This is a genomic window from Kitasatospora sp. NPDC051164 (genome assembly GCF_044455625.1).
In the GTDB taxonomy this organism is placed as follows: domain Bacteria; phylum Actinomycetota; class Actinomycetes; order Streptomycetales; family Streptomycetaceae; genus Kitasatospora.
On record NZ_JBITFB010000049.1, the window covers coordinates 1 to 13,251 of the forward strand.

Annotated in this window: 10 protein-coding genes and 2 pseudogenes; 8 read left to right on the forward strand and 4 right to left on the reverse strand. The window is 72.8% G+C overall.

Annotated elements, in window-relative coordinates; genetic code table 11:
- Nucleotides 1-92 precede the first annotated feature (92 nt).
- A pseudogene (locus ACIBEC_RS42885) lies at nt 93-959 on the forward strand (IS701 family transposase); the annotation flags it as partial.
- A gap of 662 nt (nt 960-1,621) precedes the next feature.
- Here the strand turns inward: ACIBEC_RS42885 and ACIBEC_RS42890 are convergent.
- Nucleotides 1,622-2,020: a VOC family protein gene (locus ACIBEC_RS42890; protein WP_360507678.1), complete on the reverse strand. Its 399-nt coding sequence runs from the start codon at nt 2,018-2,020 to the stop codon at nt 1,622-1,624.
- 134 nt (nt 2,021-2,154) lie between these two features.
- Between ACIBEC_RS42890 and ACIBEC_RS42895 the strand changes: the two genes are divergently transcribed.
- The 3 genes from ACIBEC_RS42895 to ACIBEC_RS42905 are packed head-to-tail and all read left to right on the forward strand — an operon-like array spanning nt 2,155 to nt 5,866.
- Entirely contained in the window at nt 2,155-2,760 is a 606-nt protein-coding gene (locus ACIBEC_RS42895) for a 2Fe-2S iron-sulfur cluster-binding protein (RefSeq protein WP_360507675.1), read from the forward strand.
- Nucleotides 2,757-3,761, forward strand: a complete 1,005-nt coding sequence (locus ACIBEC_RS42900) for a xanthine dehydrogenase family protein subunit M (protein WP_360507672.1) — start codon at nt 2,757-2,759, stop codon at nt 3,759-3,761. Before ACIBEC_RS42895 ends, ACIBEC_RS42900 begins: the two co-directional genes overlap by 4 nt.
- A complete protein-coding gene (locus tag ACIBEC_RS42905) occupies nt 3,758-5,866 on the forward strand; it encodes a xanthine dehydrogenase family protein molybdopterin-binding subunit (protein ID WP_360507669.1) in 2,109 nt (702 codons plus the stop codon). The genes ACIBEC_RS42900 and ACIBEC_RS42905 overlap by 4 nt, the downstream gene beginning before the upstream one ends.
- A 39-nt stretch (nt 5,867-5,905) precedes the next feature.
- On the opposite strand, the gene ACIBEC_RS42910 is transcribed toward ACIBEC_RS42905, so the two are convergent.
- Entirely contained in the window at nt 5,906-6,118 is a 213-nt protein-coding gene (locus ACIBEC_RS42910) for a hypothetical protein (RefSeq protein ID WP_360507666.1), read from the reverse strand.
- 160 nt (nt 6,119-6,278) lie between these two features.
- Between ACIBEC_RS42910 and ACIBEC_RS42915 the strand changes: the two are divergent.
- Nucleotides 6,279-7,005, forward strand: a pseudogene (locus ACIBEC_RS42915) (transposase family protein); the annotation flags it as partial.
- Here ACIBEC_RS42915 and ACIBEC_RS42920 read toward each other — a convergent pair.
- On the reverse strand, nt 6,906-7,346 hold the full coding sequence (locus ACIBEC_RS42920; RefSeq protein ID WP_360507681.1) for a hypothetical protein: 441 nt from the start codon (nt 7,344-7,346) through the stop codon (nt 6,906-6,908). The pseudogene ACIBEC_RS42915 and the gene ACIBEC_RS42920 sit on opposite strands and share 100 nt — an antisense overlap.
- A 251-nt stretch (nt 7,347-7,597) precedes the next feature.
- Complete coding sequence (locus ACIBEC_RS42925; protein WP_360507663.1) at nt 7,598-8,866, reverse strand: YncE family protein; 1,269 nt, start codon at nt 8,864-8,866, stop codon at nt 7,598-7,600.
- A 1,023-nt stretch (nt 8,867-9,889) separates the two neighbouring features.
- Between ACIBEC_RS42925 and ACIBEC_RS42930 the strand changes: the two genes are divergently transcribed.
- From ACIBEC_RS42930 to ACIBEC_RS42940, 3 genes are all read left to right on the forward strand, one after another.
- Nucleotides 9,890-10,057 (forward strand): hypothetical protein, encoded by a 168-nt coding sequence (locus ACIBEC_RS42930; RefSeq protein WP_360507660.1) that lies wholly within the window; start codon nt 9,890-9,892, stop codon nt 10,055-10,057.
- 55 nt (nt 10,058-10,112) lie between these two features.
- Entirely contained in the window at nt 10,113-10,388 is a 276-nt protein-coding gene (locus ACIBEC_RS42935; RefSeq protein WP_360507657.1) for a hypothetical protein, read from the forward strand.
- 1,922 nt (nt 10,389-12,310) lie between these two features.
- A complete protein-coding gene (locus ACIBEC_RS42940) occupies nt 12,311-13,204 on the forward strand; it encodes a C1 family peptidase (protein ID WP_360507654.1) in 894 nt (297 codons plus the stop codon).
- The last annotated feature ends 47 nt before the right edge of the window (nt 13,205-13,251 follow it).

Below are 13,251 nucleotides of genomic sequence, written 5' to 3' on the forward strand. Positions count from 1 at the left end.
GGGGTACTTACGTGGTGCTGGCACTGCTCGTGGTTCTCCTTACGCCTGGATCGTAACCCAGGCTTCAAAGACTCCACGAAGATCAGTGCAGCTCAAACTGCCAGGTGGGGGTGAGTCTGCATGCCGCCTCCGACACCGCGTCCGTGCCGGTCTCCTGGCGCCTGTTCGTTCCCGCCGAGTGGCAGGACGACGCTGAACGCCGGGCGCGGACCGACATGCCGGAGGAGGTCGGGCACCGGGAGAAGTGGCGCCTGGCCCTGGACCTGATCGACGAGGCGATCGCCTGGGGTCTGGAGCCGAAGGTGATCGTCGCCGACGCCGGCTACGGCCAGATCACCGCGTTCCGCCACGGCCTGGCCGAACGCGGGCTGGACTACGTCGTCGCGGTCCGCTCCGACGAGTCCGCGCACCCCCACGACGCACTCCCCACCGCCCCGAACCGGAGCGGGAACGGCCGCAAACCCGCGCCCCGCTACCGGACCAAGGCCGGCTCATTGCAGGCCCTGGCCACCGACGGCGGGCGCAAGACCTTCCGCCAGGCCACCTGGCGCCGAGGCTCCAAGGGCCCGATGCGCTCCCGCTTCCGGGTGCTCACAGTCCGGCCGGCGGGCGTCGCAACCCGCACCCACACCATGGCCCGCGCCGGCGGAGCGGCCGCCTGGGACGGCGTCCTGCCCGAGACCACCTTGCTCAGCGAATGGCCCACCGGCGAGAAGGCACCCACCGAGTACTGGCTGACCAGCCTCCCCACCGATACCCCGACCCGACACCTCGTCCGGCTGGCCAAGATGCGCTGGCGCATCGAGCACGACTACCGCGAGATGAAGCACGGCCTCGGGCTGGACCACTTCGAAGGCCGGACCTGGCGCGGCTGGCACCACCACGTCACGCTCGTCACCGCCGCCCACGCCTTCCTCACCCTCCGCCGCCTCGACCCCAAAGCCCAAGCGCCGGCCTGACCCTCTACCAGGTCCTCGACCAACTCCAGGACCTGCTGAGCTGCTGGACCGGTGTCTGCCGCACCTGTCAACGCCCGCTTCCCACGCGGAAGTCCACAAGCCGAACACGACAGCCCACCCCGACCTAACGAAGTACTACTAGGCGAGTAGGCGAGCCCCAAGAGATGGATGCTGGTCAGACCTGCACCTCCGTCCAGCCGCACGCCCGCCGGGAGCGGGGCTCGGCGTAGGTGCGGCGCCGGGTGGGGCGGGGGAGGGGGCGGTGGCCGCGGCCGCGGCGGTGCTCGCCGTCGGGCTGCGGTGGTCGTCTCCTGCTCCTGCTCCTGCTCCTGGCGGCTGACGGCGGTGGGCGCGTGACGGCCCGGCTGCGCGGCCGGGCCCGCCCCCGGCGGCCGGCGCCTCGCGGGTGGGCACTCCCGCCGGGCGAGCGCTGCCACTTGGTGGTGAACGGCGGAGCGGGGCGAAGGCGGACACGGGCAGCAAGCCGCCGGGGTCCGGGAACACCGGCCCCTTCCCTGGTGGCGAGCGCCGGCGGCCCACGCCCCGTGAGCGCGGCACCGCACCTGGGGAGGGGGAGCAGCAGGTTCACACGCCGTCCGGTCGCGCGGCCCGGACGGACGGGCGGACGGCTGGGCGGCCCCGCCTCCGGAGGGCGTCGGCGCTCAGCGCTGCCCGGACGGGCTGCCGATCCGCAGCAGGTTGCCGCTGCGGTCGACCAGCGCGAACTCCCGCATCCGGTGGCCGGTGTCGGTGGGTGGCATCAGCCGGCTGCCGGTGGCCCGGTCGGTGGGCACGCCGAGCCGCGCCCAGTCCCGGTGCAGCGCGTCCGCGTCCCGGACCTGCAGGTAGCAGCTGTCGGCCGTGGTCAACGGGTCCACCGCGGGGTCGTACCGGAAGTGCAGCTCGACCGTGCCCCGGACGACGATCAGGTAGCCGTCCTCCCCGTCCCAACGCCCGCGCGGCTCGAAGCCCAGGCGGGAGTAGAACTCCGAGGTCTCGTCCAGGTCCCGGCTCGGCAGGACCGGTACCGCATACTCGACGCGTTTCCCGTACTCGTCCACGGCGCCACCGTAGGGCATCCCCCTGACACCGGGCCCGTACCGGACGCGCGCGTCCGGGGCGCGGCCCGCCGCCGCGGGTGTGACGGCGGGCCGTGCGGCGTGTGGGCGTCGTCCGGGCCGGGGACGCTCGTGCGATGCAGAGGGACATCACCGTACGGGTCGACGGGGTCGCGCGTCGGCTGACCGTCGACACGCGCACGACGCTGCTGGACGCCCTACGCGAGCGGCTCGGGGTGACCAGCCCCAAGAAGGGGTGCGACCACGGGCAATGCGGCGCGTGCACGGTGCTGTCCGGCGCCCGGCGCGTGCTCAGCTGCCTGACGCTCGCGGTCGCCCAGGACGGCGCCGAGGTCGTCACCGCCGCAGGGCTCGCCGCCGGGGCGGCCACCGGCGACGGACCACCGGGCGCCGACGGCGGCCTGCACCCGGTGCAGCGGGCCTTCGTTGACTGCGACGCACTCCAGTGCGGCTTCTGCACCCCGGGGCAGGTCGTCTCGGCGGTCGGGGCGCTCGACGAGTTCGCGAGGGGCTGGCCGAGCGCGGTGACCGACGGCCCGGGGGCGCCACGGCTGGACCGGACCGAGGTGGCCGAGCGGATGAGCGGCAACCTGTGCCGCTGCGGGGCCTACGTCAACATCGTGGCCGCCGTCCGGCAGGCGGCCGGGGCCTCCCCGTCCGCGCGGGCGGGCGCCTCCCGGCCGGGTGACCCCCGGGCGACCGGCACGGAGGTGGCGGGGTGAAGCCGTTCGACTACCTCAGCCCCGTCGACGCCGCGGCCGCCGTGCGCAGCGTGGCCGGGAACCCGGGCGCGGTGTTCCTCGGCGGCGGGACGAATCTGGTGGACCACCTCAAGCTGGGCGTCGTCGCGCCCGAGCTGGTGGTCGGCCTCGCCGGTGTCCTGCCCGCCGAGGTCGAGGAACTCGACGGCGGCGGTCTGCGGATCGGCGCGGGGGTCAGCAACAGCGAGCTCGCCGCGGACCGGCGGGTGCGCGAGCGCTTCCCGGTGCTGTCGCAGGCACTGCTGTCGGGGGCGTCGGGGCAGCTGCGCAACATGGCCACCGTCGGCGGCAACCCGCTGCAGCGGACGCGCTGCGCCTACTTCCAGGACGTCACCACCCGCTGCAACAAGCGGGAGCCCGGCTCCGGCTGTTCCGCGATCGGCGGCTGGACCCGGCACCACGCGGTCCTCGGCGCCTCCGAGCACTGCATCGCGGTCCACCCGTCCGACATGGCGGTGGCCATGGCGGCGCTCGACGCGCGGGTGCGGGTGCTCGGTCCGGCCGGGGAGCGCACCGTCCCCTTCGTGGGGCTGCACCGGCTGCCCGGCGACGCACCCGAGCGCGACACCGTCCTGGAGCACGGTGAGCTGATCACCGCGATCGACCTGCCGGCCGCGCCGATCGCCCGCCGCTCGGCCTACCGCAAGGTGCGCGACCGCGCGTCCTACGCCTTCGCGCTGGTCAGCGTCGCCGCGGCGCTCGACGTCGAGGACGGCGTGATCGTGGACGCGCGGGTCGCGTTCGGCGGCGTCGCGCACGCACCGTGGCGCGCGGACCGGGCCGAGGAGGCGCTGCGCGGTGCGCCGGCCTCGGAGCGGAGCTACCGGGACGCCGCGGACGCGGAACTGGCCGGTGCCCGGCCGGCCGAGGGGCTGGACGGCGGCAACGCGTTCAAGATCCCGTTGTTGCGCCGAACCCTCGCCGCCACCCTGCGCGGCCTGGCAGGAGAGGAGTCCCGATGACGTTCCCGAGCGAGCCGGACGCCGTCGGCCGCGACCTGCCCCGCCGGGACGGGGCGGTCAAGGTGCTGGGCACCGCCGGCTACGCCGGTGACGCCCCGTTGGCGGACGCCGCGTACCTGCACGCCGTCCAGGCCACGATCGCGCGAGGTCGCGTCACCGCGCTCGACACGACCGCCGCCGAGGCACTCGACGGTGTGGTCGCGGTGCTCACCCCCGCGACCGCCGAACGCCTGGCCTCCACCGAGGACCGCGAGCTGGCGGTCCTGCAGGACGAGGAGGTCGCCTTCCGGGGCCAGGTCGTCGCCCTGGTCGTCGCCGACTGCTCCGAGGCGGCGCGGCACGCGGCCGCTCTCGTCCGGGTCGGCTACGCACGGCAGGCGCACGACGTCGAGCTGCGGGCCGACCGCGACGACCTGTACGCGCCCGAGAAGGTGAACCCGGACTTCCCCGCCGACACCTCCGAGGGCGACGTCGACGCCGCGCTGGCGGCCGCGGCGGTGACCCTCGACGAGACGTACACCACCGCGATGTACCACAACAACCCGATGGAGCCGCACGCCACGGCGGCCCTGTGGGACCCGGCGGGTGACGGATTCCTCACCCTGTGGGACTCCACCCAGGGCGTCCACCCGACGCGTGCCGTCCTGGCGCCACTGTTCGGTCTGGACGAGGCGCGGGTGCGGGTCGTCTGCCCGTACGTGGGTGGCGGGTTCGGGTCCAAGGGGCAGCCGCACGTCAACGTGGTGCTCGCCGCGATGGCGGCGCGCGCGGTGCCCGGTCGGCCGGTGCGGATCGCGCTGACCCGGCAGCAGATGTTCGCCCTCGCCGGCTACCGCACGCCGACCGTCCAGCGGTGCCGCCTCGGTGCCGGCCGGGATGGCAGGCTCACCGCGCTCGCGGTCGACGTCGTCGAACAGACCTCGCGCATCAAGGAGTTCGCCGAGCAGACCGGGGTGCCCGCGCGGATGATGTACGCCTCGGCGAACCGGCGGACCACGCACCGGCTCGCCGCGCTCGACGTCCCGGTGCCCTCCTGGATGCGCGCACCGGGCGAGTGCCCCGGCATGTTCGGCCCGGAGGTGGCGATGGACGAGCTGGCCGAGCGACTGGGACTGGACCCGGTCGAGCTGCGGATCCGCAACGAGCCCGCCGTCGAACCCGGCTCCGGAAAGCCCTTCTCCAGCCGCGACCTCGTCGGCTGCCTGCGGGAGGGCGCGGCGCGCTTCGATTGGTCGCGGCGCGATCCGCGGCCCGGGGTGCGCCGCCGCGGCGACTGGCTGGTCGGCACGGGGGTCGCGGCCTCCACCTACCCGGTCAGCCGCATGACGAAGTCGACGGCGACGATCCGGCGGGAGGGTGGACGTTACGTCGCCGAGATCGGGGCGGCCGACCTCGGCACCGGCACGTGGACCACCCTGGCGCAGATCGCGGCGGACGCGCTCGGCGTGCCGATGGACCGCGTGGAGGTGCGGATCGGCGACACCGACCACCCGGTGGCGTCGGTGGCCGGGGGCTCCTCGGGCATGACGACCTGGGGCTCGGCCGTCGTCGAGGCCGCACGCGCCTTCCGCGCGGAGCACGGGGCCGAGCCGCCGGACGGGGCCGAGGCCTCCGGCGCCGTCGGGCCGGCCGACGACCGCTACGCGATGCACGCCTTCGGGGCGCAGTTCGCCGAGGCGCGCGTCCACATCGACACGGGCGAGGTGCGGGTGGCGCGCCTGCTGGGCGTGTTCGCCGCGGGCCGGATCATCAACCCGCGCACGGCGCGGTCCCAGTTCGTCGGCGGGATGACGATGGGGCTGTCGATGGCCCTGCACGAGCAGAGCGTGCTCGACCCCCGCACCGGCCACGTCGTCAACCACGACTTCGCCGACTACCACATCGCGGCCAACGCGGACGTCGACGGGATCGAGGCGCACTGGCTGCCCGAGCACGACCCCCACGTCAACGCCATGGGGTCCAAGGGCATCGGGGAGATCGGCATCGTCGGCACGGCCGCCGCGGTGTCGAACGCGGTGTGGCACGCCTGCGGGGTGCGCGTGCGGAACCTCCCGATCACGCTGGACAAGGTCCTGCACGCTCTGGAGCAGCGGCCCGGGTCGTGAGGAGCGCGCGTGGTGAGCGCGGGGCGGACCGGGTGAGCGTCAGGCCGAGCGGTCTGTCCGCCGCCCCTGCTCGTGCGCCGCCAGCACCGCGAGGTAGCGCCGCCGGACGTCCTCCCGGTCGGCGGGCTCGGCCACGGACTCCCGGCTGAGGCGCTCGATCATCCCCGCCTGGTCGAGGAGCACCTGGCGCTGCTGCTCGTTCCTCGTCTCGGCCATGATCTCCGCGAGGGCGTCGGGCTGGCGGATCAGCACGGCCGGCACCCTGCGGAGATTTTCCCCGGTGACTGAGCGTTTTCAGAGTGGGCACCGATCGAGTGACGGCCGGGCAGCCGGCGCGAGGGCAGAACGAACAAGGCTCCCGGGCGGTTGAGCGAGATGTCTCACGTCTCAACCAACCATCCAGGGAGCCTCGTTGGTCACCGATCCTGCCGCCCTGGACCTGCCGCACGCGCTCGTCGAGTGGGTCACCATGCTGATCGTCACCCGAGAGGGTGACGGACGGTGCAAGCTCCGCCCCTCCCAGCGAGCCCTGGTCGCACTGGTCTACCTGCGCAAGCACGACACGCTCGCCCAGATCGCCGCCGGCTTCCGGATCAGCGTCGGCACCGCCCACGCCTACGTCCACCAGGTCACCGACCTCCTCGCCCGGAAGGCGCCTGGCCTGACCCGGGCCCTGCGCGAGGCCGACCCCCGAGTACGTCCTGGTCGACGGAACCCTCGCCGAGTGCGACCGTGTCGGCGACGGACGCGCCGACTACTCCGGCAAGCACCGCCGCCACGGCGTGAACCTCCAGGTCATCACCGGTCCAGCCGGCAGGCTCGTGTGGATCTCCCGCGCTCTGCCCGGCCGAGCACATGACCTGACCGCCGCGCGCACCCACCGCATCGTGAAGACCTGCGTTCGGCTCCGCATCCCCGCGCTGGCCGATCTGGCGTACACCGGCGCCGGCGGAACGTTCGCGATGCCGACCAGGCGCCCGCCCCGAAAGGAGCTCACTGTCGGGCAGAGATATCTGAACCGGGCCCACGCCCGGCTCCGCTACCCGGTCGAACGTGGTGTGGCCACAGTCAAGCGCTGGAAGATCTTCCGCCGCGCACGCTGCAGCCCGATGTCGCACACGAGGGAGAGCCGGGCCTTGAAATTCCTGTCCGACCTGCCAGCGGCGGCGCGAGAGACTGCTGAGGCGCGCCAGTCGGGCGACACGTCGATGCGTGAGTCGGGTTCCCACAGGTCGCGGCCGCCGACCAGCTCCAGCCGCTGCACGCGTCCGGCGCCGACCGCGATGGTCGCGGTGGTGTCCGGCGGTTCGCCCGCGGCGAGCGTGAAGCCGCTGCCGACGGCGCCCTCGACCAGCGCGCCGTGGAGGGCCGGGCCGACCTCCACGATCAGCTCGGCGAGCGGCGGCCCCTGCGCCGGCCCCTGCACGCAATGCCCACACCACCGGGGCAGCGCCCCGGTCCTGTCCGTCTCGTCAGCCACGACGGGCCAACGACCCGCCCGCCCCGACGGGAACTCCGTGTCCCCCGACCGGAGTCCCGGGCGGACCGCCCCGGCAGGCCCGGGACTCCGGTCGGGGGCCCGACGTAGGGTCCCATGCGTGGCCGAGCCGCCCGACTTCGAGGCGATCACCGACGCGCTCCACGTCCTGCCTCCGCCCGAGTTCACCGGGGCCCGGGACGAACGCGCCGCCACGCCGAAGAGGACAGACGCTCCGCCACGGGCTCGGCGCGCTACGGCCTCGTGGGCCCGGTCCAGCCGGTGGGGACGTGGCCGAGGCGGACACGCTGGGGGTGGCGGCCGACGGCGACCGAGGCGGTCTTGCGGCCGGTCGCGAAGTCGATGGCGGTGACCTGGTCCGCGCCGCTCTCCGAGATCAGGCAGGACTTACCGTCTCCGCTCACCGTCGCCCAGTACGGTTTGGACGCGGGCACCAGCGGCCCCTCCTGGAGGGTGGCGCGGTCGACCACCGTCGCGTAGTCGTCCACGGTGCCCGCGACGCAGATCCGGTCGCCCGACGGGCTCATCGACAGGCCGTGGTGGCGGGAGTCGTTGGGCCAGCTGGTGCGGTCGGTACTGGCGACCGGGTCGACCGGGAGGGTCTTCACCCGGGTGATCCGGTCGGCGGCCACGTCGTACTCCAGGAATCCGTTGAAGAAGGACACCTGGAAGTAGAGCCGGGTGCCGTCCGGGGAGAAGACGGCGGGCCGGACGGCGTTGGAGAGGCCGCCGAGGCCGGCGTCGTCGAGGCGCTTGCGCATGTCGATCTCGCGGATCGGGGTGAGGGTGGCCGCGTCGACGACGGTGATGTGCCGGTCGCCCTTCGTCCAGTCCAGCCAGGGCGCGTCCAGGGCGGTTTCGACGTTGCCGATGGACATGTTCCACAGCTGCCGGCCGCCGTCGGTGAAGATGTTCTCGTGCGGCTTGTCCCCGGTGTGGAACGAGCCGAGTTCGGCGCCGGTGCGGACGTCCAGGACGTGCACGGTGTTGGCGGTGGAGGCGGAGACCGCCACCCGGGTGCCATCGGGCGAGAGCGCCATGTGGTCGGCGCGGTAACCCGCCACAGGAAAGCGCCAGTTGACCTGCCCGGTGGCGAGGTCGAGGGAGACCACGTCGGCGAAGCTGGGCCGGGAGACGACCACGGCGGTGCCGTCCGGCGTGGTGTACATGTCGTCGACGAACTGGTCGTGGCCCTCACCGGGGCCGAGCCTGATGCCGAGGAAGTAGCCGAGCTTGACGGGGTTGAGGTAGATCTCGGCGAGCCGCTGGTCCTTGTCGGGGATGACGTCGATCCGTCCGACCTTGCTGAGGGCGCCGGAGGGTTCGATCACGTCGGCGGTGCCGTCCCAGTTGTTGCCGACGAACATCACCTCCCGTAGCGCCGGGGTGGCTCCGGGGGCGGCGCTGCTGGTGGCGGCGGCCGGGGCGAGCAGGCCGAGCGCGGCAGCGAGAGTGCAGAGGGATCGGACGCCGAGTCGGCGCCGGGGGCCTGTCCTGGACATCGTCGCTCCTTCGTGAGGGTGGCACGATGGGTTGTGAGACGGTCTGTCAGCTTGCGCCATTCGACGGTAGGGAGGGGTCCGGTCCGCTGGCAAGACGTCGGCGGCGGACGCTTTCGGAGCGGGCCGTCCGCCCGTCGCCGTCGGCCGGTCCGCCGGGACTCCCTCCCGCGTAGTAGGAGCGCGGGCTGTCCTGCGCAGCCACCGCTGGACCTGTCGCAGCGCGTTGCAGGCCTGTCCGTCGTCCATCTCGTCCCGGGACCGGGCGCCGACGGCGTCGTTGATCCGTGGCAGTGTCCCTGGCTGACGCCCTAGTTGGACCCCGACACCAGCGCCGGGCCAACGCTTCGTGCGGCCGAAGGTAATGCCGGATCTGGCCCGCGGAACATCCGGAGGCGTGGAGTTGTCGACGACAGCGCAGGCGGACACCGGCGTGTGCGGGCGCTACGCGCAGTACCTGAGCTTCACCGTACCGGGCGGGAATCCGGAGAGCGCCGACTTCGAACGAGGCGACTTCACCAACGGCCTGGTGGACTACTTCAACGGATGGGACCAGAAGGTGCTCGAACGCAGTCTCTCGTTCCGTTCGCTGACAAACGCGCTACCGACGTTCCAGCTGAAGGATGGCGGCTCCCTTGTCACCTGCACACTGGAGGGCACGTACCGGGACCGGGGCCGGACGCCAGCCGGTGCCGCTGCCGACCGCGGAGCAGGGTGCGGTCATCGACCTGGCGGGGGACGGCACTGCCTCATCGAGGTGCTGGACAACCCGGACAACCGTGCCGCCTACGACCGGCGGCAGAAGGCCCGGGCGAAGAAGGCCTGCCAAGCCCGCCGCGAGCCGACGCGGACCCTGGCCTGCACCGACTGCGGCAACGGCCCCCGGGGAGGCCTCCTGGGAGTACGGCCGCCGCCCCGGTCGGCGGGCCGTGGGCCATGTGGCCAGGCGGCCGTCAAGTCACTTCCGGGGGAGTCGAGTTGGCGTTCAATCGGTTTGTCGTGGCCGATGCGGGCTACACGGCGGACATGAGCGGCAGATACCGAGGAGCGGGCGCGGCCCGCGCAGTCATGCTCGTCGCCGACTGGATCACTGAGCTGCTCCCGGGCGAGACCCAGTCGCTGGCGTCCGGCGGCCGGGCCACCGGCCAGCTGGACGACGGCCAGGACGCCGGCGTCGAACTGGCTTGGTGGTGACCCGGCACCGAGACTGGCCCGCGTGGTGTCGGTGGCGGCTGGGAGGCTGGGCGGCATGGACGATGACGAGGTGCTGTTGCGGGGCCGGGTGTACGGAGCCGACCACGACGACCCCGCTCCCGGGCCGCGGGCGGGGCGCGAGTACCGTGAGCTGGTCGGTGGCCCGCTCGACGGTCTTCTCCTGGATGTCACCGGCTGGGATGCCGAGCAGCGCGCCGACGGCGCGGCGCTGGCCACCGAGATCGGCAAGTACGGGGCCGGCGGCCGCGCCCACTACGAGCCGCGGCCCGCGGACCCGCGCCGCTGGGACTGGCAAGGGGACAGCCCCTGACACCGCCCCGGAGCAACCCGAGCGGCACCGCGCCGCCCGCCCACACAAACTGGTGGGGCCGGTCCGCGTCCGAGCCCCCGAGCGGGCAGCGGACCGGCCCCGGACCCGGCGCCAGCGCCAGGTCACCTCGACGTGCTGCACCAGGAAGGCCAGCGAGGTGAGGATCGCCCCGGCCCCGGTGTTCGACAGCACTGAGCCGAGCATCCGGCCCGGATCGCGCCAGGCCGGCCGCTCCGGCTGCGCCGGAGCCTGGGACCGCCGGGTGGTTCCGCTGGTGCGCGGTGCCGGGCGCCGCCGTGAAGTGCGCGTGGTCATGATGGTTCCCCTCCGAGTTGCGGGTGGCTGGACGGACGCAGCCGCACCCGATGATGTGCAGTGGTGCGGCGCCCCAGGCAGGGCCGGGGCGGGTCCCGTGGCACCGCACGGTAGGGGAGTGAGCACGCCGGTCAAGCCCCCCAGAAACCCGGCAACAACGCGGGCGACCAACGTCAGGGCTACCGCGAAGCCGGCGGACACTACACCGTTCTGGCGGCTGGTCAACCCCCGCCGACCTGCGGAACCACCTCGGGACGACTACACCGGCCCCGGATGGACTGGTGACCCCCTGAGCGGGAACGTGACGAAGGCGTCGGCCGGGACAGCGAACTGTCCCGGCCGGCGCCTTCGTGGTGGGTGGTCAGCTGTCGGCGGCCGGGGTGGCCAGGGCGCCGGGGCCCAGCGGGCGGCGGGTGCCGGGACAGTCCGCGGGGCCGGAGCCTCTACGGGTTCGAGGAAGGGGGCCCGCTCCACCGCGGTGAGCCGGGCCGCGGGGGAGGCCTGGACGGCGGCCGGGTCGGCGGGGGACTCGGAGAAGGGACGCCACAGCGGGCGCCGCTCGGAGTTCGTCGTGATCACCAGTCTGGCAGTCAAAGGGGTGACGGGTGGGAGTCCCTGAACCCCCGAAGGGTCCACAGGGAAGTAGTCGGCGGACTCACACCCCCTTGACCACCAGCACTGACCTGCGGTGTTTCCCTGCGAAGCATCAGCGGGCGAGGCAATTCGTAGGGCCACTCGTACGGCAAGTCGTGGGGCAATTCGTAGGGCACCTTGTACGGCAACCTGTAGAGCAACCCGGCCGGCGGGACGTCGGCAGGGTTCACCGGTACCCCGGACGCCATCGGTCGTCGCTGGCGAGACGGCGCAGCAGGGGACCACGGCGACGGCCTGATCGGCCCAGGCTGGACCGCCTGTCCCCATCTCGCCACCATCGAGCGCGACGGCCGGATGCCGGCCTGGATCGAGCAGGACGTCGGCGGCGCGAACGTCACCGACGACGCCATGCTCGCCATGGCCCTCCACCTTCGCACCCAGCAAAGGAGCCTGCGCGACATCGCCGCCCGCCTCGTCATCACCAAGGGCGCCAAGAAGAGCCAGCACCCCTCGCCCACCACCGTGATGCGCGTGCTCCGGGACCACGGCGAGCAGACGGCGGCATATTGGATGTCGGTCCACATCCAACCGGCTCGAGGCCCGCCAACGCCAACCCGGCGAACCTATGCGGTCAGAGCACTACCCATACCCAGGAATCCGGCGGATGCCGGGCGGCGGGACGCGTGGGCGAAGCGATGCGGCTCCGTCCGGGTCGTAGCCGGCTCGGGGAAAGGCGCTGGCAGAACGGCGTGGGCCGGTTGGCGCGGCAAAGGTTTCCGGCCCAGCGGCACGTGGATTCGCCCGATTAATAGGTAGGTCCCCTCGTTGACCTGGAATCCGGGCACTTGCTTTGCTTCTGCTCGGGACGGACAGCCCGGTTCAACGAGCCGGGAATCCGGGTGATTCCCACTCAGTCTTCGTTGCCTGCTGACGCCATGGCAGGCCGACGGATATCCGGGTGTGGCCGGAAGAATTCGCCGTCCTGACGGTTCCACAGATCGAGGAGATAAATAGTGCGCATCAAGAAGACGGCCGGGATCGCCTCGGCACTGGCATTGTCCTGCCTGATTCCCGCAGTCACGGCCAGTGCCGCCAGTGCCGCCCCCGGGCAGGCACCTCAGCACCACCAGCGGCACGGCCTGGGCTTCGTCCCCGCGTCCGCGATGCACCCGGCGGCCGTCGACCAGGAGGCCGGAAGCACCGCCCAGGCGCCGCTCGCGCAGCTGGCTGCGGTACCGGCCAGCGCGGACCTGACCCGGTACGCGCCGGTGCCGGGCGACCAGGGCGAGGTCAACTCGTGCGTGACCTGGGCCACCGGCTACACCGGTTACGGCATCCTGATGCACGAGCAGGGGATCGGCGGCGCACCGATGGCACCGATGTACATCTACTCGCAGGTCACCGGGGGCCGTGACGAGGGCACCGGCACGGACGACGTCCTGTCGATGGAAAAGAAGCAGGGCATCGACACCAGGCGCGACTACTGGCAGGGCGATTTCGACTACCGCACCCAGCCGGACGCCAAGGAACGCGCGAACGCGGCGAAATTCAAGCTGTCCGGCTACAAGTCCCTGCCCGCCCAGGGCAGCGCGGCCAAGGCCGCCATCAAGAGCGCGATATCCCAGGGCATGCCCGTGCCGATCGGAATGAGCGTGCGCCAGAGCTTCATGGACCTGAACTCGCGTGACGCCTCCAACTACAGCTACCTTCCGGGCGATTCTTCCAGTGATCCGGTGGTCGGCGGCCACGAGGTCACCGTCGTCGGCTACAACGCCAAGGGCGTGAAGATCGAGAACAGCTGGGGAACTGGCTGGGGCGCCGGTGGCTTTGTCACCGTGCCGTGGAGCTTCTTCGACACCGGCGACGTCGACGAGGTCCACGCCATGGGCAAGCTCGTCCAGGGCTGACCGACACCGCGGCCCCTTCCCGGCGTTCACCGACCGGGAAGGGGCCG

Bases quoted from the DNA above. Each gene is read 5' to 3' on its own strand.
- ACIBEC_RS42895 (WP_360507675.1), top strand. From the start codon at position 2,155: ATGCAGAGGGACATCACCGTACGGGTCGACGGGGTCGCGCGTCGGCTG.
- ACIBEC_RS42925 (WP_360507663.1), bottom strand. From the start codon at position 8,866: ATGTCCAGGACAGGCCCCCGGCGCCGACTCGGCGTCCGATCCCTCTGC.
- ACIBEC_RS42905 (WP_360507669.1), top strand. From the start codon at position 3,758: ATGACGTTCCCGAGCGAGCCGGACGCCGTCGGCCGCGACCTGCCCCGC.
- ACIBEC_RS42930 (WP_360507660.1), top strand. From the start codon at position 9,890: ATGAGCGGCAGATACCGAGGAGCGGGCGCGGCCCGCGCAGTCATGCTC.
- ACIBEC_RS42935 (WP_360507657.1), top strand. From the start codon at position 10,113: ATGGACGATGACGAGGTGCTGTTGCGGGGCCGGGTGTACGGAGCCGAC.